This window comes from Paucibacter sp. KCTC 42545 (genome assembly GCF_001477625.1).
Taxonomy (GTDB): Bacteria; Pseudomonadota; Gammaproteobacteria; order Burkholderiales; family Burkholderiaceae_C; genus Paucibacter_A.
The window spans coordinates 4,598,932-4,622,131 of record NZ_CP013692.1 but is presented as its reverse complement, the minus strand read 5'-3'; the positions used below and the strand labels follow the sequence as shown (position 1 = coordinate 4,622,131).

The 23,200-nt window shown below is 63.3% G+C and carries 19 protein-coding genes; 9 read left to right on the top strand and 10 right to left on the bottom strand.

The window, feature by feature from the left end; genetic code table 11:
• Positions 1-16: 16 nt before the first annotated feature.
• From AT984_RS24015 to AT984_RS24010, 5 genes are all read right to left on the bottom strand, one after another.
• On the bottom strand, positions 17-841 hold the full coding sequence (locus AT984_RS24015) for a TniQ family protein (protein WP_442952190.1): 825 nt from the start codon (positions 839-841) through the stop codon (positions 17-19).
• Complete coding sequence (locus AT984_RS19755; protein WP_082680202.1) at positions 810-1,382, bottom strand: ATP-binding protein; 573 nt, start codon at positions 1,380-1,382, stop codon at positions 810-812. The genes AT984_RS24015 and AT984_RS19755 overlap by 32 nt, the downstream gene beginning before the upstream one ends.
• Positions 1,369-3,366 (bottom strand): integrase catalytic domain-containing protein, encoded by a 1,998-nt coding sequence (locus AT984_RS19750; RefSeq protein WP_197418185.1) that lies wholly within the window; start codon positions 3,364-3,366, stop codon positions 1,369-1,371. Before AT984_RS19750 ends, AT984_RS19755 begins: the two co-directional genes overlap by 14 nt.
• Positions 3,302-3,979 (bottom strand): TnsA endonuclease N-terminal domain-containing protein, encoded by a 678-nt coding sequence (locus AT984_RS23320; RefSeq protein ID WP_058721562.1) that lies wholly within the window; start codon positions 3,977-3,979, stop codon positions 3,302-3,304. Before AT984_RS23320 ends, AT984_RS19750 begins: the two co-directional genes overlap by 65 nt.
• A gap of 168 nt (positions 3,980-4,147) precedes the next feature.
• Positions 4,148-4,366 (bottom strand): hypothetical protein, encoded by a 219-nt coding sequence (locus AT984_RS24010; RefSeq protein WP_082680382.1) that lies wholly within the window; start codon positions 4,364-4,366, stop codon positions 4,148-4,150.
• An 879-nt stretch (positions 4,367-5,245) separates the two neighbouring features.
• Between AT984_RS24010 and AT984_RS19735 the strand changes: the two genes are divergently transcribed.
• The gene (locus AT984_RS19735; RefSeq protein ID WP_058721560.1) at positions 5,246-8,437 is read left to right on the top strand and encodes a glycosyltransferase; all 3,192 of its coding nucleotides are present in this window, start codon (positions 5,246-5,248) and stop codon (positions 8,435-8,437) included.
• A 356-nt stretch (positions 8,438-8,793) separates the two neighbouring features.
• Here the strand turns inward: AT984_RS19735 and AT984_RS19730 are convergent, their stop codons facing one another.
• The 5 genes from AT984_RS19730 to AT984_RS19710 form a co-directional block, all read right to left on the bottom strand.
• Positions 8,794-9,279: a hypothetical protein gene (locus AT984_RS19730; protein ID WP_156422131.1), complete on the bottom strand. Its 486-nt coding sequence runs from the start codon at positions 9,277-9,279 to the stop codon at positions 8,794-8,796.
• 403 nt (positions 9,280-9,682) lie between these two features.
• Entirely contained in the window at positions 9,683-9,868 is a 186-nt protein-coding gene (locus AT984_RS19725) for an oxidoreductase-like domain-containing protein (RefSeq protein WP_058721558.1), read from the bottom strand.
• Between the two features lie 129 nt (positions 9,869-9,997).
• On the bottom strand, positions 9,998-12,490 hold the full coding sequence (locus AT984_RS19720; protein WP_082680199.1) for an FtsX-like permease family protein: 2,493 nt from the start codon (positions 12,488-12,490) through the stop codon (positions 9,998-10,000).
• Entirely contained in the window at positions 12,487-13,173 is a 687-nt protein-coding gene (locus AT984_RS19715) for an ABC transporter ATP-binding protein (RefSeq protein ID WP_058721556.1), read from the bottom strand. Before AT984_RS19715 ends, AT984_RS19720 begins: the two co-directional genes overlap by 4 nt.
• The gene (locus AT984_RS19710; RefSeq protein ID WP_156422130.1) at positions 13,170-14,438 is read right to left on the bottom strand and encodes an efflux RND transporter periplasmic adaptor subunit; all 1,269 of its coding nucleotides are present in this window, start codon (positions 14,436-14,438) and stop codon (positions 13,170-13,172) included. Before AT984_RS19710 ends, AT984_RS19715 begins: the two co-directional genes overlap by 4 nt.
• Before the next feature lie 105 nt (positions 14,439-14,543).
• Between AT984_RS19710 and AT984_RS19705 the strand changes: the two genes are divergently transcribed.
• From AT984_RS19705 to nirD, 8 genes are all read left to right on the top strand, one after another.
• A complete protein-coding gene (locus AT984_RS19705) occupies positions 14,544-15,140 on the top strand; it encodes a response regulator (protein WP_058721554.1) in 597 nt (198 codons plus the stop codon).
• Entirely contained in the window at positions 15,130-16,404 is a 1,275-nt protein-coding gene (locus AT984_RS19700) for a sensor histidine kinase (protein WP_058721553.1), read from the top strand. The genes AT984_RS19705 and AT984_RS19700 overlap by 11 nt, the downstream gene beginning before the upstream one ends.
• 49 nt (positions 16,405-16,453) lie before the next feature.
• Positions 16,454-17,062, top strand: a complete 609-nt coding sequence (locus AT984_RS19695) for an ANTAR domain-containing response regulator (protein WP_197418184.1) — start codon at positions 16,454-16,456, stop codon at positions 17,060-17,062.
• Positions 17,063-17,362: 300 nt separating this feature from the next.
• Entirely contained in the window at positions 17,363-18,592 is a 1,230-nt protein-coding gene (locus AT984_RS19690) for a CmpA/NrtA family ABC transporter substrate-binding protein (protein ID WP_231741468.1), read from the top strand.
• 8 nt (positions 18,593-18,600) lie between these two features.
• On the top strand, positions 18,601-19,512 hold the full coding sequence (gene ntrB, locus AT984_RS19685) for a nitrate ABC transporter permease (protein ID WP_058721551.1): 912 nt from the start codon (positions 18,601-18,603) through the stop codon (positions 19,510-19,512).
• Between the two features lie 23 nt (positions 19,513-19,535).
• On the top strand, positions 19,536-20,336 hold the full coding sequence (locus tag AT984_RS19680; protein WP_058721550.1) for an ABC transporter ATP-binding protein: 801 nt from the start codon (positions 19,536-19,538) through the stop codon (positions 20,334-20,336).
• Positions 20,333-22,765: a nitrite reductase large subunit NirB gene (gene nirB / locus AT984_RS19675; protein WP_058721549.1), complete on the top strand. Its 2,433-nt coding sequence runs from the start codon at positions 20,333-20,335 to the stop codon at positions 22,763-22,765. The genes AT984_RS19680 and nirB overlap by 4 nt, the downstream gene beginning before the upstream one ends.
• Positions 22,766-22,806: 41 nt before the next feature.
• The gene (gene nirD / locus AT984_RS19670) at positions 22,807-23,187 is read left to right on the top strand and encodes a nitrite reductase small subunit NirD (RefSeq protein WP_058721548.1); all 381 of its coding nucleotides are present in this window, start codon (positions 22,807-22,809) and stop codon (positions 23,185-23,187) included.
• Positions 23,188-23,200 lie beyond the last annotated feature (13 nt).

Below are 23,200 nucleotides of genomic sequence, written 5' to 3'. Positions count from 1 at the left end.
AGAACGCACAAGAAACCTAGGTGAATAAATCGAGTTGATGGTGAAAGGCAGGGCGCCTGTTACGCCAGCGGGCAGGTAGACCCATGGCATTTCGAAGGTGCCCGGCGGCAGTCCGATCAAAGGGCGTCACGCCGCGAAGCTGCTGCTCAGCCAAACTGCTAGTGCATCGTTGGACCTCACTTCGAGAGCCCCACATGAACCCAGTTGGCTCGGCCATCCTACGAATCGCCGTCGCGAGCACCTCATGCATGGCCGCACTGGTCAGCCATGACTCAACACTATTGAGCACTCGGCCCCGCAGCGCTGGTTGCCCCCCTCCGAATGCCAACAGAACTCGATAAGCACCGTCGGCGCTCAGGCCTTGCAGCAGGCTCAAGCCACCAAGGTCCGTGGCGCAAATGCCGGCACCTGCGCCTACCGCATCAGCGCACATTGCGGACCATCGAACTACGGCCGAGTCTGCAGGCATCATCTCGGCTGCGATGTAGTGGCCACAACTGCAGATGTCCACGGCCGGTCGATCTGGCGAAATCCCTCGACCGCAATAGCCGCAGTGATCGAGCAGAATTGTCCCGTGCAGATGGCAGGCCGCGTATGCGTTCAAGTCCCATTCGGCCCGGGCAAATCCCTGTTCTGACAGACACAGAGTGCAGACCTGTTGATGCGTTCCTCGAAGAGTCCAGTCGTCGCGCCATGCCTGGCCGAAAAGTTCGATCTCGCGCCACCGATCTCGATCAAGCCAACGAGGCAACCGGTGCTCAAACCATGCCTGTGGAACGCCAGTCAGCTGGGAAAAGGCGGCAGCCCCCTCAAACGGAATGTGTCGCCGCCCATGAGCCATCGTCTCGCTTGGCCGAGTTTCGGGTGATGACTTGGTGCGCTTCATCGATCAACAAGAGCCTGATCTTGTGGCGGCGCAAGGCATCCAAGGTCAAAGAGCGCTTGGCATCCAGGTTCGCATCATTGACCTTAAACAGTGGGTACTGCAATTGGCCAAGGATCTGCTGCACCACGGCGGCCAACGATCGCCCGCGTCGCAGACGGAGGTACAACACGCCAGACCCGCTTTCGGTCAGGTTATGCAGGGGCAAGGTGTCCATGAAGTAGCGGCACAAGGTACTCTTGCCAACCCCTGCGCCGCCATTGATGACCCCGCCCACAGGCTGCCGTAATTCCTTGCCCAGCAAGAACATCCGCTCAAGGTCGCCGACAAGCTCCTGGAACCTCGTGTGCTTGACTAGGGCGTTGTCTATGCCCGCGCCTTGCTTGATTGCTTTGGCGGAGTAGGTGCTCAACCAACGCTCGCGTGCTCTGCGCTGGGTCGCCTCGATTTCAAGTTCTTCCGGCTCCGCGAGCCGGAACTCTCTGTTAGTCAAATGCATAGGTCTCGTATTCCTTTGGGATGGCTAACAAGTCATCTTTGGAGATGGGGATCTGGCGTTGCACCTCAGGGGTGTTGTCCTGTTTGGGCTTGCCAGCAGCTGAAAACACTCTGGTAGAGGCCAGACCCTCCAGCGCCAGGAGCTCCTGGCGCTTGGCACGCTTACCCGCGCGAGCTGAGGTATTCCAGAGATCGATCAGCTCCAGCTTGGACTGGATCAGCACCTCCTCAGCATTGCGGTGGTTCAAGGTACTTTTTTTTCGAGCCCTAATGGCTTTGTGCTGAACTGTGGAGAGGCCTGCTGTGTACTGCGGGTAGCACGATGGGACTCGCATCCATGCGTTGTCCCGGGGGTTCTTCAGCCAAATCTGGTCAAGGTCTTCGTGATTGACCTTGATCTCCGCCTGGAACGTCAGAGCAATTCCTCGGCGCATTTCTTGAAGCTCGGGCGAGTTGTAGCGAAGGTACTGATGAAGAACGCCCTCGTTCCCGACGGTGAGGGTTTTTGAGTCAGCCATGATGATGTCCAGTGCATCCATGCTCGTGGGGAGCCGAGGTGGCAGTTGTGTTGCAAAGCCCTCGGCGTAAAGGTCGTACGCGCGATCGAGCCGTCTCTCGTTGATCTCAAAAGGATGAACGTCAACCACAAACTTCAACAGCCCCTTGCAAAGGGCGCTGAAGGTGATGCAGGCTGACTTCTCAGGCTTGTCTGGGATGTAATTGGTCAGCTGCTTCTCAACCCGGCCGTGGTGCGAAAGAGATCGATTGATCTCGCCAATTACCCTCTCGACGAGGGGCTTGAGCCAGGGCTGTCGAACTGCACAGTGCAGAACGTCGGTCGCCAAATGTGCAGCGACGGAGTGAAATCGGAGCGAGTGAAATTCCAGGCCGTTGTCGACGACCATGAGGTCAGGGATTCCGCAGCTCAGCCACTTGTTCTTCAAGCCAGCGATTTCCCACAGAGGATCCTTGGGACGGATGGCCACCTTGAAGGCTGACAGGGCGCTCGCAAGGCCCGCACTCCAAAAGCTGACGTAAAACCCGGCGATGTATCCGCTGAATGCATCTACGACCACCGTTATGGTTGGCCGTCCCATGGGTAGCCCCGTCAGATCATCGACAACGACGATGTCGAGAATGGTGTGATCAATCTCATACCTTGCCAGCGGCCGTGCAGCATCGATGCCACCAAGGCTGTATCGCCACTTGTTGCGGGCGTAGTTGGGACCGTATCTTGCAACGCACCGGTCATAGGGCGAGACGTCTAGGATCAGACGGCGCAGCGTGCTAGTACTGATCTCCGCGTTTTCTGGCTCAATTCGCCCTTTGGAGACCTGTTGCTCAAGTTCTCGATTGATCAGCACCTTCGTTTTGTCGGCCGATGGGCGCTGCCTTGTGCAGTAGTAGTCTCTGATTTTTCGACGTGCGATTTCCTCCACCAGGGGAATTAGCCGTCGAGGCATCTTGCGGAAGCAGATGCCGCTGATGAGCGACATCGGATTGCCACCTGACGCGTCAAAAATACGCATCCAAGCCATGACCGCAGACGCACGGGGCTTGGTGGAAATCCGCGCGTTGGCAACATCCGCAGGCGGCACGCCAAAAGGCAGTTGACCATCCAGACTATCCAGTTCAGCCTGAATCGCCCCCCTCATCCCCTTGCGCAGGCCTCGTCGCAACATATGCTTGACGAAACCCAACCGAAGCCGCAAACCAACCTGTTCCCGAATCGGCAGGCTTTCGACTGTCTTTACGAGACGAAGTTTGGAATCCGTGGCGCTGGAGAGGGCCACTGGGTATTCCTGGACGACTTGGATCCGGTCCGCCTCCAGATCACGCTGCAGCTTGGCGACAGAAATGGTCTTTAGCGCACCGGTCGACTGATCAAGGAAGGACAGTTGTGAGTCGGGAAGCGTACGATCAAGCCGCCACGTCCTCAGCCCTTCCCGGATAACCAAGCCAATGGTCAATGTGTACGTGCTCATGCTTGCTCCCGAGTTGAAGCGACTGATTGGGGGAAAGATCGAAGGCCGGGCCAACGGACAGCAATCGCCGGCCAACGGCGTAGCCAATGTGCGCGAGCGGATGCCCCGCTGTTTCGGCGTCTCCGATGGACGCTCCGGCACTTCGTGACGCCCACCGGAGCAGTGCATCGATCGTGCCGTCCGGCGGCGTGCGCCGCGCCATGGATCTCAGATCCGAGACTTGGGACCTGTGCCTCTGGTCGACCAGCCTGCCTGGCACAAGGTAAAGCGGCATCTCGAGGAGACGCAGGCGTTCGTGCAACCCTCCTTCGAGAAGTTCCCGAAAGCGGTTTTCGTAAGGCTGACCTTTGGCTTCCACCAGCGCGCGACTCCCGTCGTGCAGGGTGATTCGAAGGTCGGGCGTGTACTCCAGCTTCTTCCCGCCAATTTCATATTGAATGGTCAGCGGCTGATGCTCGATCCTCACGACGCTCGGCGTCAGAAGCAGCACCTCGATGCAGTATTTCTCCAGCTGGGATTCGTGATGAATCGGCTCAGCTTGGAACCATGGCTCGTGAATAGCGCCCACACTGCGGTGCGGCGCACGAGTGATTACTTTTCGAACTGGTTTCATATCCCGAAAGGCAATAGTTATCCAGCCCCGGTGGTTGCCGGGGATTGACTTTTTGCGCGGGGAGTATGAAACTAAAGGTTCTTGCGGTAGCTTCAAGCTCCCGGACGCCGATCACCCTTCCCGGGGTGGTCGGCGTTTTTTTGCGCGCCTGTTACTTCAGGTTGGCGGTTACATGGAATCCTCCTTCCCTGCCAGGGGCTGCGTCAGTTCTGATTGCATTGATCTTCCCTTGACGCCCAGTGCTACAGCAATCCTATGAGAATTACCTCTCGCCGCAAGTGATTGCCCACTTAGAACTCGATAGACAGCGCCTGGGCGAAAGCCATGATGGCGAGACCATTCCGCGACTGACTCTCCTCTTTGATAGAAGTCTTCGCGAATTCGCATGAGTTCCTGCTGGAGAGCGGACTTTCGTGAACTGTCTTGGCTTGACATAGCAAATATGGGTGAATAAGGGATGTTAATGGGGGCGTTCGAAGTTACCAACCCTTATTCACTCACGTGTACTTTTAGTTCATTATTTAATATACTTTTCGAAAATTCTCGCTCAGCCCGAAATTGGGACTGCTTGGCATATCAATAACTTGGCATCAATCAGAATCTGCAAAAGTCGATGTATAGAGTCGCCAAATGCTGCAAAACCATTTTATCAACATGGTTTATCATGCATCGAGCCTTTATGATTTCAATCCAGCACTGGTAGGCCTACGTTTCATATATGGCCTGAGAGGGGATTCGGCGCAGGCAAACTCAAGACTTCAGCAGAAGTTTCCGATTGAGAGTGGCGATCTTTTGCTTGGTGCACGGCATACTCAAAGTCAAGAGATTTGCCCATGTCCAATTTAGATGTTCTGGAGGCGATACCCGTTCACCGAACGCCGCTGGGAACTGGATACGTCCTCATGGCCGAAGTACCTCAACCCTGGCGGGATTTGGGGTGGGAGCAAACGGCCCATCGACGCGTCCGCTGGATCATCGCCAGCGTTGGTGACGCCGCGTTCATCGAAGAGTGGCGCGATTGGATTGACTCACTGCCGGAGAATGCCTAGGACTTTGGCCTAGGCTACTCGGGGTCGCAACGCCTGACTGGCCGCATCGCCAACCGAACCAGTCGCTAAAGAAAGAAGCGCTCGCCCCTTACATCCTTGAACGTCAGGGTACAAGCGACGACCCGCTATTGCTGCCGCGACAGCATCAGCAAGCGGAGAGTCACTGTAGATAATAAGTTATTATTTTTGATCAGTTCAGGGACTAAGAAAGTGAAGCATGTACAAGAAGGCATTTGGTGCGCAGCGGCAGAAGCTTCTGGAGTGGCTGACTTGCACCTGGCTTCCGGGTGGTCCCCCGATCTGCTTCATTGAGGGATTTCCAGGCGTAGGGAAGACTGCCCTAGCAGGTGACCTCTGTGAAGCAGCTAGAGAGAAGTTCAGCCTTCAGTCCTGTTTCGAAGAGGTCTCAAACCGTCTTGACCCGTCACTGACAGATCTGTTCATCGATCTCGCCGCCAATCTGAGCAGCCATTGCCATCAACCAGAGATGGAGGCAATGTTGCTTGGCGAGGAAATGAGTCTGCCCAAGGCTTTGGACCGGGCGTTGAGAAATAAAGTTCTCATCGTCATAGATGACATACAGAGGCTGTTCAAGCCTGACTCCGGTGAGCCAACCGACGAGCTGGCAGCCGTCCTCTCGTCGATAGGATCGCGACGGGGCCACGTAGGCCGGCTATTGCTGCTCAGCGACCGGCTGCTGGTTGAAGGTCGTTGGTCGGCCGAGATCCCGATCAAAAAGCTCGATGAGCTGGACGTCGAAGAGGCGGTATCTCTGCTCGACGATCGATTGGCCGAGGCCGGGCTTCCTGAGGCCGTCAACGATGAGCGGAAGTCCGATCTGGTGCAAGCGCTTGGCCGAAATCCACGCGCGATCGAGACCCTAGTCTCGTCACTCGCTTTCGAATCACTCGATGAGGTGATTGGACGGCACCCTGGCTTCTGGTCCGTCGAAGATCGCAGCGTGTCGCGGGACTTCCTGAAGAAGCTGGAGGCGGACCTCCTGGAGCGTTCGATCTCTCGCCTCAGCGCCGAGCACTACAGGCGCTTGCTGATGTTGAGCGTTCACCGGAAGAACTTCGAGCAAGCCGTTTTCCAGTTGCTTTTTGACGGCAAGCGCACCGAGAGCAGGCATCTCGCTCACGCCCTTGTCTCACATTTCCTTCTGAAGCAAACAGCGGGCTGGTACTCGGTTCAGCCCGTCGTGCGCGAGATTGGCCTAGCACATCTCAAGGAGCATGAGGTCGATTTCAGGCAAGCACACTCGCGAGCTGCGGACTACTACGCGCGCCCGCTGAAGTCGGTGGACGCTAGCGGCTTCAACTCGCGCCTGGTCAACTCATTCGCAGAGGCTCGCTATCACCTCTTCCATGCAGGACGTGTTGATGATTTGAGACAACTGCTAATCCAGATGCTGGACGTGGCGCGTGACCTTGGCGGCAATGCGCCGGTGCCCGATCACCCCGAGGTTCTGAACGAACGCATTGGCATCCTCACCATACTCCTGGAAGACGGTGGTCCTGGCGGGCTGCACTACTTCCTTGCGAGATGTCTTCGGGCTCGCAAAGGCGCTGGAGATTTGCAGACCTCAATTGCCCATGCGCGCAAGGCCACATCGAGCCGCAGGGCGCCAGCTGACCATTGGGTACTCCTGGCGCAACTTCTCGACCAGGCGGGCAAAAGGTCCGGAGCCATCGACGTCGTCTACAAGGCGCTTGACTCGGTGCCGTCTCAGGATAAGAGATTCGCGCTGTATCACTTTGGCGCCGGCCTCTTGGTGGGCGCAAAAAAAGCGGAGGACGCCCTGCTCCTACTGCAGGAGGGCATCCTCAACGTTCCTGCAGAGAAGAACCTCGCGGCCCTGTACCTCAAGGCTGCTGATATCTATCAGGAACAGCATCGGCCGGACACGGCGATTGGCCTGCTGAAGGAAGGACTTCAGCGGATTCCGCCGAAGCACGAACTCATCTCCATCGCCAGGGCGTTGTCACAGGCGTTGATCAAGCAAGGACGCGCTGCCGAAGCTGCAGAGCTGCTTCGCCAAACTGCGGCAGAGAACGCGTTTGACGAAGCCGACACCACCGCGCTACGTGAGATTCAGCGCGTGGTAGGAGCCAACAACGCAGGATCGGCAGAGTTGGCAGTGACCACCATGGAGCCTTCCCGCCCCTTCCGGGAGCCAGCATCGGAAATGCAGCAGGCGAAGCCGCAACCGAAGAAGGAATCCCCAAGCAAGAATATCCTTGTCATGGCAACGGAGTGGATCGCTCGGCAAGGTGGGCTGTCTACTTTCAACAGGGAACTCTGCTGTTCGCTGGCCAAGCTCAATCACGAGGTGGTGTGCGTTGTGCCGGTTATCCTTGACGATGAACTGCAGTCTGCAAAAGACGCAGGCGTCAGGCTTGTAGCCGCATCCCCCGTGAGCGTCGGTGGTCCGCTGGATGGGCTGCTTCGCAAGCTTCCATTGGACGGGTTCGCGCCAGACGTCATCATCGGACACGGTCGCGTCACGGGCCACGCAGCCAAGGCGCAGCAGGAAGATTCTTACCCTCGCGCCAAGCGCATCCACTTCGTTCACATGGCACCTGGGGAGATCGAGTGGTACAAGGGAAAAGAAGATGCCGCCCAGACCGCAGAGGCCAGAGAACAGATTGAGCGGGGGCTTTGCAAAGGTGCGAACCTCGTAGCTGCCGTGGGGCCGCGCCTACACCTGGAGTTCAGCAATCTGCTGTCTACGCTGCTACCTCCCATCCCCGTCCATCAATTCATTCCGGGCATCCGCTCCGCCAATGTTGGCAACCCCGCGCCCGGCAACTTCTGCCTCGTCCTAGGCCGCGCAGAAGACCTGGAATTGAAGGGCTTGGATATCGCGGCCTTGGCCATGGCCAAGCTGCTGGAATCAGGGTCTGAGTTTGAAACTCAGCCTGAGCTGGTTATTCGTGGAGCGCCGATCAACACCGGCACGGCGTTGCGAGAGCAGCTGCGGGGTCTGATCTACCCCAGCGACCTCCCGATCCGCGTCAAGGAGTATTCTGCCGATGTGGACGCCATCGAGAATGACTTGCGGCGAGCAGCAGTGCTGTTAATGCCGTCAAGGCGTGAGGGGTTCGGCCTCGTGGCTCTTGAGGCACTTCAACTGGGGATCCCGATCCTGGTGAGCAACAAGAGTGGATTTGCCGAGTACCTCAAGACCAAAATTCTGGCTGCGAGCAACCTGCAGCAGTACGTTGTCAGAACCGTGGATGACGCCAATGATTCCGCTGATGAATGGTGCAAGTCGATCGATTTCGTTCTTCGAGATCGGAAGGCCGCTTTCGACCGGACCATGAGCCTCAAGGAATTGCTAGCCGGCGACACGTGGGAGACAGCGTCTGCCGGACTTATAGCAGCGGCACTAGAAGATCGGCATTGATCCTCGCTAGACGATGAAGTCGGTATGGGTTAACCGCAATGCCCTCGAGACCAGTCGTTTAGACCGTCAGATGCGCCGGCGAATGTTTCATGCCAGGCAGCGTAAATTCGGCGGCTGATCGCCAATGACGGCAACCGCTGCTTACCTGCCGTCCAACAAGTTCTCTGATCATGTTCTACGAACTGACCGGAGTAGTGCTTGCGAGCGCAACGTATCCTGGACCCCGACGAACCCATCGGGCCTAGCAAGCGGCGCTTGCTAGTCTTGGAGCTGAGCAAGGGCCTATCCTTCCTCGATAAACTAGCTTTGTCCAAACAACGCCCGCTCGCATCAGAGTTGGCATCGCTTCTTTGGCATTACCAGTCTTCGCCGGGCTTGTCGAACTCCGAGTTCGGATTTGGCGTGAACGTATAACCATCAAGATCGCCACTCTGAACCGCCCAGAGGCTGCGCGCCGATCTCCGTCCGGCCGCGACATCTGCCTCGTCCTTGGCCTGAACCTCCATTAGCATCGCTGGCACGCTGATATCCCGTGCGATCTTTAACTTTGAAGCCAGCTTTCGCATGTTGGACCAGGTCCGCCCATACGGCAGACCTGCTTCAGCGATGATCTGCGCGCCCACCCAGGCAAGCGTAGGCCGTGGGGCATCCTTAAGCAGCGTGCCTATGTGCGGCGCGAAGTCCTCAGGGACCACGCCCGAGCGCAAAGCACTTTCCAACACCTCTGGCGGGAGAATGACGCTGTAGCTCGTGCTAGCTGACTGTGCCAACTCCACCAGGGCCGCACGGAGCGCCGTTGGTGCAAGTCGTGCGGTGTCATTTTGATCAACCGGCGTTTCCATGAGCCGCATTGTCCGCGCGGAGTCTCAATGGCGATTCAGCTGTTTTCCAACTTTTAGTGCAATTCAGGGAGCCGAACGTCTGCGCGCCGGTGGCCACCCCGCCGCTACGTATGCCGCGTCCGTGGCTTGCTGGTCCATCAGCATCGCTGAAACGCTGATATCCCGTGTGATCTTCAATTGTGAAGCCAGCTTCTTCGGCCCAGACGCCCCATCAAGCCTAGCAAAAGGTGCTGCCAGCAACTGGGACTCCTGTAACGACATATCGCCGAGTACGCCGGGGTCCGTCGTAATAGTTCAGACATGAACGAGCGGAATTCGTAAAAGTTCAGACATGGATGAGTAAACGGTTCAGACATGCCGGAGCAAACATTTCCTAAGTGCTTGTTCTATCTACAGATGCAGTTCAGAGATGAATGGTTTTCGACAGTCGGGCCCGCCATGCCCGCAAGGCCTGGCGGTAGCGGTCCATCTCCAGGTCGTAGAGATCAAAGACGCAGGGATCGCAGCCATTGCCGCAGCAGGCGTCTAGGTCGGGCTGCGGGGGTGGCAAAGGCATGGGATCGGGTTCGGAAACGGCAGGGGAAGACATAGCGGGGGATTGTCTCGCAGCGTTGATTTCCCCAAGGACCGCGGCGGGAATAGGGGCGGCTATGGCGCCAGCAAACGCCCCACCCCTCCCGCCCCGGCGCCGTGCAGCCCCCTCGCTCCTGATTTCAGCTCAGCCCAAAGCCTCCACCGGCCGCAAGCCCATCGCCAGGCGCAAGTGCCGCGCTGCCGCCAGCGTGCTCACGCCCAGGGTCAGCAGTGCTGCCGTGGCCAGCGGCCAACCGAGGCCAGGCGCCAGCGCGATGCGCTCTTCAAAGCCTGCCAGGTATTGCCAGCCCAGCCAGCCGGCCAGGGGCAGGCCCAAGGCTGCGGCGCCGAGCAATGGCCAGGCGAATTCGCGCCCCACGCTGAGCGCGATCTGCAGCGGGCTGGCGCCGTGCAGATGGCGCAAGACCAACTCGGTGCGGCGGCGGCGCAGGGTGTCGGCCACCAGGGCATAAGCCCCCAGCATGGCCACGCCCACCGCCAGCAGGGCGATGGCACTCAGGAGGCTGGTGATTTGCTGCTCCTGGCGGTAGACCTCGGCCAGCTGCTCGTCGGCGGCCTGAATTTCGTGCCGCACGGCCGGGCCGTGGGCGGCCCAGATCTCGTCCAGCGCCCGGCGCAAGGCCACCGGGTCGGGGCCGTGCACCGTTAAATCCCACTGCGGCGCCTCGCTGAGCAAGAAGGCTTGCGGCCGGGCGGCGTCGCGGGCCGACTCCAGGCGCACATCTTTCACCACCGCCACCACCCGGCGCAGCGCCTTGCCTTCTTGCAAAAAGCCGCCGCCCGCGCGCAGTTGGGCGCCGACGGCCGCCTGCGGGCTGGCGAAGCCCAAGAGTCTTGCCGCCTTGGCATCGATCACCAATTTGGCCTCGCCGTCCTCGCCCGCGGCATTCGCAGCAGAACTCAGCGCGGTGCTCGAACCCAGCTTGGGGTCACCCGCCAACACGGTCATGCCGTAGGTTTCGAAAAAACCACTGGACACGGTGCTGACGCGCAGCACCTGTTTGTGCTGGCTGGCGCTGACGTGCAGATCGATCTCACCCTCGGTGTCTCGCGCCGGGCGCATGCCGCTGAAGGCCCAGTGTTGAATGGCCGGATGTGAGCGCAGCGCAGCGATCAGCGGCGCCATCTGCGGCACCTCGTCGGGGTTCATCACAATGCCCAGCCAGAGCCGGTTGTGGGTATCAAAGCCTCGGTCCAGATGCAGCAGATGTTGCTGCTGCAGGGCCAGCACCCCGGCCAAGCCTAGCAGCGCCATCGAGCCGCACAGCTGCAGCGTCAGCAAGCCTTGGCGCAGGCGGCGGCCCCAAGGCCCTTCGCTGGCCGTGCGGCCTTGCAAGGCCGGGGCCGGGGCGCGTTGCAAGGCGGCCCAGGCCGGCAAAGCCAGGGTCAGCGGCCACAGCAGCAAGACGCTCAAGCCCAAGCCCAGCAAGACCCGGCCGGGCAGCGGATCAGCCACCGGGTGCTGCGCGGACAAGCCCATCCACTGCGCCAGCGCGGGCGCCAGCCACCAAGCCAACAACAGCGCGCCGGCGGCGGCCAGCAGCAGCGGCAGCAAGACCTCCAAACCCCACAGCTGTAGCAGGCGCGGGCCATCCGCACCCAAGCTGCGGCGCAAGGCGGTTTCGCGCTGGCGTTGCAGCAGGCTGGCGGTGTGCAGATTCATGGTGTTGAAGGCCGCCAGCAGCAGCAGCACCAAGCAGGCCAGACCGACCGCACCCAGCAGCTGCCAGCGCAGCTCCACGCCACGCGCCTCAAACGGCAGCTCGGTCAGCGGCAGGCCACGGAAGAAGGCGGCCTCGCGGCCATTGGCCTTCCACTCGGCCGGCAGCTTTGCATACTGCGGGTTGGCCATGAAGGCGGCGCGCATCCAGCCGCCCACCTGCGCCGCCGTGGCCCCCGGTGCCAGGCGAGCAAACACCCGGCCGTTGATGACGAATAGCGCCTCCCGCTGCGCCGGCGTGCGGGTATTGGCTTGCGAGTCATAGCCCACCATGGCCATGGCTTCGCCCACCGAAGCCAGCGCGCCCGGATTGGCCAGCGGGTTGCGGGCATCGATATTGGGCATCACCGCGCTGACGGTGTAGGTCTTGCCCCCCGCCTCGATGCGGCGGCCCAGCGCCTGTTCGGGCGGCAGCTCGCCCCACAGCTTGCGCAGCAGATCAATATTGATGGCGATGCCATCATGCCGCGCCAGGCTGGCGCGCAGGTCGCCCTGCAGGGAGGGCAGTTGCAGCAGCGGCACCAGATCGGGGTCGGCCAGCAGCAAATAGCTGGCTTGCAGGCGGCCGTCGATCTTGATGTCCAAGCCGCCGCCACTGGCCCGGCTGATCAACTCCAGCGGGACCTTGCGCTCCTTCAACATCTCAGCGAACACGAGCGGCGAGGCGCTGAACCAGAAGTTTTGCTCGCCCGGCAGATTGCCCTTGAAGTCCAGCAGCACCACGCGCTCAGGCGCCGGAATGGCCGGATCGGGGTCAGACAAAGCCACCGCCAGCAAAGCCACCAGCACACAGGCCGCCTGCGCCAGCATCAGCCCACCCACCGCCACGGCCGTGGCCCAGGGCCGGGCGCGCAGGCCACGGCAGGCGTCGCGCATGAGCGTGAACCAGGTACTCATGCCGCGACCTCGGCGCAGGCATCCACCAGCACCCGCCCGTCCAGCAAGCGCACGGTGCGCGAGGCCAGCGCGGCGTGTTCGGCGCTGTGGGTCACCATCACCAAGGTCGTGCCTTCGTCATTGAGTTCGCGCAGCAGCTGCATCACCTCCTGGCCATGGCCGCTGTCGAGATTGCCGGTGGGCTCATCCGCCAACAGCAGGGCCGGGCGAGCCGCGATGGCGCGGGCAATCGCCACCCGCTGCTGCTGGCCACCGCTGAGCTGGCTGGGGTGGTGGGCAGCGCGGTGGCTCAGGCCCAGGCGCCCCAGCACCTCGGCCACGCGCTGGCGCTGCGCCTGCTCGGGCATGGGGCCGTAACGCAGGGCCAGTTGCACGTTGTCGGCCACGCTCATTTCATCAACCAGATTGAAGCTCTGGAACACAAAGCCGATGCGGCCGCGCCGCAGGGCCGCCAAATCGCGCGGGCGCAGCGCCGTGACGTCCTGTCCCAGCAAACGGTACTGCCCGCTGCTGGGCAGATCCAGCAAGCCCAGCAGGCCCAGCAAGGTGGACTTGCCGCAGCCCGAGGGGCCGGTGATGGCGACATATTCGCCCGCCTCGATGTGCAGGTCGATGGCGTCGAGCGCGGTGGTTTCGATATCACCGGCGCGGTGGCGTTTGCTCACGGCTTTGAGTTCGATCATGGGAGAGTCAGCCTTTCAAGATCAAAAGAGGGAGGTTGGGACACCAGCACTTCATCGCCGGCCACCAAGCCGGACAAAACTTCCACCTGGCCGGCCGCACGCCGGCCCAGCTGCACCGCGCGGCGACGTAACTCGCCACCCTGACGCACAAACAGCTGGCTCTGCACGCCGGGCCCGTCGGGCAAGAGCAAGGCTGGCGCGGGCTGGGCCAGGGCCAGGCGCAACTCCACCGCCTGACCGGGGCGCAAGTCGGCGGGCGCCTGGCCGGCGGGCCAGCGCAGCAGCACGCGCAGCTTGCCGCCCTGCACTTGCGGCAGGATCTGCGCCAGGCTCAGCACGCCCTTGCCCTCGCTATGGGCGCTCTGGCCGGCTTGCAGGCGAGGCAAATAGTATTCGTCCACTTCGGCCGTTAGCTGCATGCCACCGGCCGGGTCATCGATGCGGCCCAGGCGGTCGCCCAGCCGCACGCTGGTGCCGGGTTGCAGAGCAAAGCCACTGAGCTGGCCGGCAATGGGCGCGCGCTGCAACAGCCGGTCGCGCGCGCGCTCCAGCAACTGCAGGCCGCGCTGCAAGCCCTGCACGGCGCGGGCCATCTCATCAAGGGATTGCTGGCGCGTCTGCGCCTCCAGCGCCTGATCCTGGCGCGCTTGCTGCAGCAGCTGTGTGGCCAGGCGCTGCTGGCGTTGCGCTTGCTCCAGAGCGGCGGCCGACAGAAATCCGTCTTGCGCCAGCTGGCTGGCACGCTGCAGCTCGTTGTCGGCCTGCTGCTGGCCGGCTTGCAGCTGGGCCAGTTCACGGCGGTTCTGGGCCAGGCTGGCCGCTTGCGCACTGCGCTGGACCGAGACGTTAGCCATCTGCTGCGCCACCTCGGCGCTGCGCTGCATCAAAAGCTGCTCCTGCTCGGGGCTGAGCAGGCGGTACAGCGGCGCACCTGCCTGCACCTTGTCGCCGTCGGCCGCGAGCACCGCCTCTACCCGCCCGGCCTCGGCCGCATCCAGCTGCACCGAGCGCAGCGGCTCAACGCGAGCGCGCAGCGCCAACTCATCGCGGAACTCACCCAGGCGAACGGTAGCCAGCTGCATATGACCTAGCGGCTGGGCCGGCGTGGCGCGCACCGACCACAGCCAAGCGCCGCCAAGCGCCAGCGCGGCAACAGCCGCCGCCGCAATCACCCGCGCGCGCCGCCAAAGAGGTGGCCGCGGCAGGCTGCGGTCCATCGCGGCACCGCTGGGGGGCAGGGTTTGGGGAACAGGTTTTAACAACATCTTGCTGTGCAGCATCGCGGCGCGGCAAGCGCCGGCCAAGCCCCCTGTCCGCTTTCGGACAGGGCTCTGGCGAGCTCGCGCGCGCGGCTGCGAAGATAGGCGCCTATGCCCGCCGCTGAACTGCTTTCCCCCACCATCTTGCTGCTCGACGACGACCCCGATGTGGGTCTGGCCGCGCAGCTCTTGCTGCAGCGCCGGGTAGCGCCGCTGACCTGCTTGCGCCGCCCGGCCGAGCTGCTGCCGGCCATCAACCGCCTGCGCCCCGCCCTGCTGCTGCTGGACCTCAACTTCGGCCCCGGCCGCAGCGACGGCGCCCAAGGCCTGCGCCTGCTGGCCGAGGTGCAAGCCCTGGCCGATCCGCCACTGGTCGTCGTGTTGACGGCTTACGCCGACATCGACCTGGCCGTGCAAGCCCTGCGCAAGGGCGCTTACGACTTCCTCACCAAGCCTTGGGACAATGTGCGCCTGATCGCCACTTGCCGCGAAGCGCTGGCGCAGGGCGCAACAGCCAGCACTGAGCCGCCCAGGTCCTTGACGCCGCCCGCGCCGGAGCAAGAAGCCCCGCGCTCCCTGGCGGCGCAGGAACGCGCCGCCGTGCTGGCGGCCATGGCACAGGCCGAGGGCAATCTGAGCGCCGCCGCGCGCTTGCTGGGCTTGTCACGCGCAGCGCTCTACCGTCGCCTGGATAAACATGGGCTTTAACTCCGCACCGGCCCGGCTGGGCGCCGCCGCGCTGCTGCTCGCGGCCGCCGGAGCACTGGCCCATGGTGCTGACGGCACAGCGCGCGGCTGGGTCGGCCCGGCCCTGCTGAGTACAGCAGCGCTGGCCCTGGCCTGGCGGCGCGGCTTGCCGCCACCAGCCTTGCCCGAGCCCCAGCCCAGTGCCGCCGCCACCGCCGTGGCCCAACAAAGCCTGGCCATCGCGCTGGCCCAGCTGGAACACCTGCCCGTGGCTGCCTGGCTGCAAACGGGTGAGAGCCAGCTCAAGCCCTTGAGCAGCCGCGCCCGCCGCCTGCAAGCGCCCGGCGGCGTGCGCGATGTGGCGGCACTGCAGCAGCTCTTGCTCACCCAAACGCATAGCGGGCCGGTGCTGCTGGACACCGAGCGCGGCAGCGATGAACGTTGGCAGCTGCGCCGCCAGCCCTTGGCGCTGGACGGCCAAGCCCAGGTGCTGCTGGTGCTGGTGCCGCTGGAGCAAGCGCTGGAGAGTGAGTCGCTGCTGGCCTGGCAGCAACTGGTGCAGGTGCTGACGCATGAGATCATGAACTCGCTCACACCGATTCAAAGCCTCAGCCAGACCACCCTGCTCCTGCTGGATGAGCAAGACGAGGGCCCGGCCGCGCATCCCGTCAGTTCGAGCACAGACAGCCGCGCCGAGATGCGCCAGGCGCTGCAAGCGATTGCCTTGCGGGCGCAGAGCTTGTCCAGCTTTGTGCGCAACTACCGGCGCGTCAGCCAATGGCCGGCGCCGCAACTGGCGCCGGTGGACTTGGGCGCCCTGATGGCGCGCTTGCAGCAGGCCGTGGGCCCCGCCTGGCTGGCGCGCGGCGGGGCCGTCAGCTTCGAGCTGGCCACGGCGGGCCTGCGCTTGCAGGCCGATGCCGGACAACTGGAGCAAGCCCTCCTGGCCCTGCTGCGCAATGCCGAGCAAGCCACCTGGGGACTGGCCGCGCCACGGCTCTGGGTCAAGTGCGCGCAAGGGCGCGGCGGGCGGCTGCTGATCAGCGTGCGCGACAACGGCGCCGGTGTGCCCGCCGGCCTGGAGCGACAAATCTTTCTGCCCTTTTTCAGCGCGCGCGAGCAGGGCGCCGAGGCTGAGGGAAGGGCCGGCCAGGAAGGTCAAGCCGGCCAAGCAGGACAAGGCATAGGCCTGACCGTCGTGCGCCAGCTCGTCAACGGCATGGGCGGCCGGGTGCGGCATGTGCGGCCGCTGGAAGGTGGCGCGGCCTTTGTGCTGAGTTTTTGAGTTGACACCCTAGGCCCACAGGTACGGAAGTTGCATCGCCTTGGCCACCATGCCAAGCCTGCCACCCGACACCCCGGTGCTGCGCGTGCTGTTGATCAACGACGGCGCCCACCACCTGCAGCTGATCCAGCAAGAGCTGGCGGCGCAGGGCTGCGAGGTGGTGGGGGTGATTGCCGAGGCCACCTTGATTCACGACTGCGTGCTGCGCCTGCAGCCCGATGTGGTGATTGTGGACAGCGCCTCGCCCTCGCGGGACACCCTGGAGAACCTGGCCACCCTCAACGAACGCATGCCGCGCCCGGTGCTGGTGTTCTCGGAAAGCAGTCACGATGACCCAATGCGCCATGCCCTCAAGGCCGGCGTCAGCGCCTATGTGGTGGCGGGCCTGCAAAGCGGGCGTCTGGCCGGCGTGATGCAGGTGGCGATTGCCCGCTTCGAGCAAGATCTGGCCCTGCGCCAGGAACTGGGCCGCGCCCAGGCCCAGCTGGCCGGGCGCAAGTGCATTGAAAAGGCCAAAGGCATCCTGATGCGCGAGCTCACGCTGGACGAAGACGGCGCCTATCGCCAGATGCGCCGCATGGCCATGGACCGCGGCATGCCGCTGGTGGAACTGGCCGACCGCATCATCGACGCACACAGCCTCTTGCGCCCGATTTGATGCTGCAGCGCACCAAGCTGGCACGCCCGGCCACTCAGAAGTGCCCGCAATGCGTGCATCAGGGGCCGCCCGCCCGGGAAAAACGCTGGCACGCTTCCTGCTGAATGAAGCCTGCGGCCCGCAACGACGTGGGCCGGCAAGACTGAATTTTCCGTACCGCATTCTTCTTTCGGGCAAAGGCGTCCGACCGTTCAACCCCGCCATTTCTTGGCGCCGGGCTTGAAGGTCGCGACGCCTTTTTTCGTTTTGTCTTGGAGGTTTTCATTCATGCACAAGGTCAAGCACGCCATGGAGGGTTTGATGAGCGAACCACGTCGAAAACTGCTGCTGGGCGCCGCCGCTGCGGCCGCCCTGCCCGCCGCGTCCGCGGTATCAACAGGCGCCTGGGCCGCCGGCTCGGACAAGCCCGAGAAAGAAGAAGTGCGCATCGGCTTCATCCCGCTGACCGACTGCGCCTCGGTGGTGATGGCCTCGGTGCTGGGCTTTGATAAGAAGTACGGCATCAAGATCGTCGCCAGCAAGGAGGCCTCCTGGGCCGGTGTGCGCGACAAGCTGGTCAACGGCGAGCTGGACATGGCGCATGCCCTCTACGGCTTGGTCTACGGCGTCCATCTGGGCGTAGCCGGGCCCAAAAAGGACATGGCCGTGCTGATGACGCTCAACAACAATGGCCAGGCCATCACCCTGGCCAAGAAGCTGGCCGACCAAGGCGCGGTGGACGGTGCCTCGCTGGCCAAGCTGATGCGCCAGGACAAGCGCGAGTACACCTTCGCCCAGACCTTCCCCACCGGCACGCACGCCATGTGGTTGTATTACTGGCTGGCCGCGCATGGCGTTCACCCGCTGAAGGACAGCAAGGTCATCACCGTGCCGCCGCCGCAGATGGTGGCGAATATGCGGGTCGGCAATATGGACGGCTTTTGTGTGGGCGAGCCCTGGAACCACCGCGCCATCATGGACGGCATCGGCATCACCGCGGCCACCACCCAAGACATCTGGCCCGACCACCCCGAGAAGGTGCTGGCCTGCAGCGGCGACTTCGCCAAGAAGAACCCCAACACCGCGCGCGCCGTCATCATGGCGGTGCTGGAGGCCAGCCGCTGGATCGACGCCAATCTGCAGAACAAGCTGAAGATGGCCGACACCATTGCCGACAAGGCCTACGTCAACACCAGCGCCGATGCGATCAACCAGCGCATCCTGGGCCGCTACCAGAACGGCCTGGGCAAGACCTGGGACGACCCGAACGCGATGAAGTTCTTCAACGAGGGCGCGGTCAACTTCCCCTACCTGAGCGACGGCATGTGGTTCCTCACCCAGCACAAGCGCTGGGGCTTGCTCAAGGAGCACCCGGACTATCTGACCGTGGCCACGCAGATCAACCAGATCGAGCTCTACAAGCAGGCCGCCAGCCAGCTCAAGATCGCCGTGCCCAAGGAGGCGCTGCGCAGCGCCAAGCTGCTGGACGGGGTGGTGTGGGACGGCAAGTCGCCGGCCAAGTACGCCGATAGTTTCAAGCTGAAAGCCTGAGGCCCATCATGGTGAGCGCCGTGTTCCATTCGCCGCGTGGCGATGATGATGAAGTTCTTGCCCCGGCCGTGCCAGCGCCACTGGCGGCCGGCCCGGCCCGCAAGCCCGGGGCCAAGCCCCAGCCCGCCCACAGCCGGCCAGGCTTCGACTGGCATGGCCTGTGGATGAAGCTGCTGCCGCCCGTGCTGGGCCTGGCCTTGATGACCGGGCTGTGGGCCTTGTTCACCCTCAAGACCAGCAGCGGCATCCCCACGCCGGCGGCCACTTGGGACTCGGCCGTGCAGCTGTTTGCCGACCCCTTCTACCGCCGCGGCCCCAATGACCAAGGCATTGGCTGGAACATCCTGGCCTCGCTGCAACGCGTGGCCCTGGGCTTTGGCTTGGCCGCTGCGGTGGGCATACCGCTGGGTTTTGTGATCGGGCGCTTCGAGTTCATCGGCCGCATGGTGTCGCCGCTGATCAGCTTGCTCAAGCCGGTCTCGCCGCTGGCTTGGCTGCCGATTGGCCTGCTGGTGTTCAAGAGCGCCAACCCAGCGGCGATCTGGACCATCTTCATCTGCTCGATCTGGCCCATGGTGGTGAACACCGCCGTCGGCGTGCAGCGGGTGCCGCAGGACTATCTGAACGTGGCGCGGGTGCTCAAGCTGTCGGAGTGGAAGGTCATCACCCGCATCCTGCTGCCCGCCGTGCTGCCCTACATCCTCACCGGCGTGCGGCTCTCGGTCGGCACCGCCTGGCTGGTGATCGTGGCGGCGGAAATGCTGACCGGCGGTGTGGGCATTGGCTTTTGGGTCTGGGATGAGTGGAACAACCTCAATGTGGCCCACATCATCATCGCCATCTTCGTCATCGGCATCGTCGGGCTCTTGCTCGAATGGCTGCTGATGAGCGTGGCCCGGCGCTTCTCGTTTGAGGACTGAACCTAAGCTGAAGGAGTTTCCCCATGAGCCAAGCATTCATCGAAGTCCAGGGCGCTGAAATGGTATTCAGCACCCGCAAAGGCCAGTTCCACGCCCTGCGCGACATCCATCTGCAAATCGAAAAGGGCGAGTTCATTACCCTGATCGGCCATTCCGGCTGCGGCAAGTCCACCTTGCTCAACCTGATCGCCGGCCTGCTGCAGGCCAGCCAGGGCGTGCTGCTGTGCGACCGGCGCGAGATCAATGCGCCCGGGCCGGAACGCGCCGTGGTGTTCCAAAACCATTCCCTGCTGCCCTGGCTGAGTTGCTTTGACAACGTCTACCTGGGCGTGGAGTCGGTGTTCGGCGCCAGCGAGCCCAAGCCCCGGCTGCAAGAGCGCACCCAGGCCGCGCTGGAGCTGGTGGGCATGGCCCACGCCAGCGCCAAGCGCCCGCATGAAATCTCCGGCGGCATGAAGCAGCGCGTGGGCATCGCCCGCGCCCTGGCCATGGAGCCCAAGGTCTTGCTGATGGACGAGCCCTTTGGCGCGCTGGACGCCCTGACCCGCGCCCATTTGCAAGACGAGTTGCTGAAGATCGTGGCCCGCACCCAGAGCACCGTGGTGATGGTGACCCACGATGTGGACGAGGCCGTGCTGCTGAGCGACCGCATCGTGATGATGACCAACGGCCCTGCCGCCACCATCGGCGAGATCCTGCGCGTGGACCTGGCCCGGCCACGCGAGCGCGTCGCGCTGGCCGAGGACAGCCATTACCTCAGCTGCCGCAAGGCGGTGATCGACTTCCTCTACACCCGACATGCCCGCAGCGAGGTGGCCGCATGAAGACCAAGAAACTCAAGCTGGTGCTGATCGGCAATGGCATGGCCGGCGTGCGCACGCTGGAAGAGCTGCTCAAAATCGCGCCCGATCTCTACGACATCACCGTCTTCGGCGCCGAGCCCCACCCCAACTACAACCGCATCCTGCTGAGCCCGGTGCTGGCGGGCGAGCAGACGCTGGACGAGATCGTACTCAACCCGCTGGACTGGTATGCCCTGCACGGCATCACCCTGCACCTGGGCAAGACGGTGACGCAAATCGACCGGCAACGCCGCAAGGTGGTGGCCGCCGACGGCACTGAGGCCGACTACGACCGCCTGCTGATCGCCACCGGCTCCAGCCCCTTCATCCTGCCCGTGCCCGGCAAAGACCTGGACGGCGTGATCGCCTACCGCGACATCGCCGACACCAACGCGATGATCGACGCCGCCACCCGCTATCAACACGCCGTCGTCATCGGCGGCGGCCTGCTGGGCCTGGAGGCCGCCAACGGCCTGATGCTGCGCGGCATGCAGGTGACGGTGGTGCACCTGGGCGACTGGCTGATGGAGCGCCAGCTCGACGATGTGGCCGGCGACTTGCTGCGCCAAAGCCTGCAAGCGCGCGGCCTGCGCTTCATGCTGGGCGCGCAGACCCAAGCCTTGATCGGCGGCAAGGACGGAAGGGTGATGGCTGTGCAATTCAAGGACGGCAGCGAAATCCCCGCCGACCTGGTGGTGATGGCCGCCGGCATCCGCCCGAATACGGCATTAGCGGAAAGTGCCGGCCTGCTGTGCCAGCGCGGCATCGTCGTCAGCGACACCTTGCAAACCGCCACCGACCCGCGCATCTACTCGGTGGGCGAATGCGCGGCCCACCGCGGCATTGCCTACGGCCTGGTGGCGCCGCTGTTCGAGCAGGCCAAGGTTTGCGCCACCCATCTGGCGCAGTTCGGCATCGGCCGCTACCAGGGCTCGCAGACCTCGACCAAGCTCAAGGTCACCGGCATCGACCTGTTCTCGGCCGGGGACTTCATGGGCGGTGAAGGCAGCGAAGAAATTGTGATGAGCGACCCCTTCGCCGGCGTCTACAAAAAGCTGGTGATCAAGGACGACCGCCTGATTGGCGCCTGCCTCTACGGCGACACGGTGGACGGCAGCTGGTACTTCAAGCTCTTGCGCGAAGGCCGCAAGGTGGCCGACATCCGCGACAAGCTGATGTTCGGCGAAAGCAATATCGGCGACGTCGGCCACCAAGGCCACAGCAAGGCCGCCGCCATGCTGGATAGCGACGAGGTCTGCGGCTGCAACGGCGTCAACAAGGGCACCATCTGCAAAGCCATCAAAGACAAGGGCTTGTTCACCCTGGACGAGGTGCGCAAGCACACCAAGGCCAGCGCCAGCTGCGGCTCCTGCACCGGCCTGGTGGAGCAGCTGCTGATGTTCAGTGCCGGCGGCGACTATTCGGCCACGCCGAAGAAGAAAGCAGTTTGCGCCTGCACCGAGCTGTGCCACCAGGACGTGCGCGATGCCATCCGCCAGCAGCATCTGATCAGCCTGCCCCAGCTCTACAACGCCCTGGCCTGGCGCAGCCCCAATGGCTGCGCCACCTGCCGCCCCGCGCTGAACTACTACCTCACCTCCACCTGGCCCAAAGAGGCCGAGGACGACCCGCAGTCGCGCCCCATCAACGAGCGCAGCCACGCCAATATCCAGAAGGACGGCAGCTACTCGGTGATCCCGCGCATGTGGGGCGGCGAGACCACGGCCGACGAGCTGCGCCGCATCGCCAATGCGGTGGACAAGTACAAGATCCCCACGGTCAAGGTCACCGGCGGCCAGCGCATCGACCTGCTGGGCGTGAAGAAGGAAGACCTGCCGCAAGTCTGGGCCGATATCGGCATGCCCTCGGGCCACGCCTATGCCAAGGCCTTGCGCACGGTGAAGACCTGTGTGGGCAGCGAGTGGTGCCGCATGGGCACGCAAGACAGCACCCAGATGGGCAAGGACCTGGAGCGCGCTTTTGTGGGCATGTATGCGCCGCACAAGGTCAAGTTCGCCGTCTCGGGCTGCCCGCGCAACTGCGCCGAAGCCGGCATCAAGGACGTCGGCATCATCGGCGTGGACAGCGGCTGGGAGCTTTATATCGGCGGCAACGGCGGCATCAAGACCGAGGTGGCGCAGTTCTTCGTCAAGGTCAAAACGCCCGAAGAAGTGATGGAAGTCACCGGCGCCTTCATGCAGCTCTATCGGACCGAAGGCTGGTATCTGGAGCGCACGGTGCATTACCTGGCCCGCGTCGGCATGGACTATGTGAAGCGCCGCATTCTGGACGACCACGACGGCCGCCGCACGCTCTGGGCCGAGCTGCAATTCGCGCTGGCCGGCGAGCCCGACCCCTGGTTCGACTTCGCCAAGGCCAAGGTCGATTTGCGCCAGTTCGAGCCGCTCTGAACCCCGCCATCCCACCGACAGAGATAGATAGAGACACAGCCATGACACCAAGCTGGAAAACCATCTGCGCCCTGGCCGACATCCCCGTGCTTGGCGCCCGCCGCGTGGCCCGCGCGCAGGGCCCGCAAGTGGCCATCTTCCGCACCGAAGACAACCAAGTCTTCGCCCTGCTGGACCGCTGCCCCCACAAGGGCGGGCCCTTGAGCCAGGGCCTGGTCTTCGGCCATTCGGTCGCCTGCCCGCTGCACAGCTGGACGATTGCACTGGACAGCGGCCAGGCCATCGCGCCGGACGAGGGCTGCGCCGCGCGCTTCCAGGTGCGCGTGCTGGACGGCCAGGTGCAGCTCGACCAAACCGAGCTGGACACCGTGGGCCTGCAGTTCGCGCCACTGAAGGCCGGCCCTTGCGCCAAGGCCGCCTGAGCATGGGCATGAG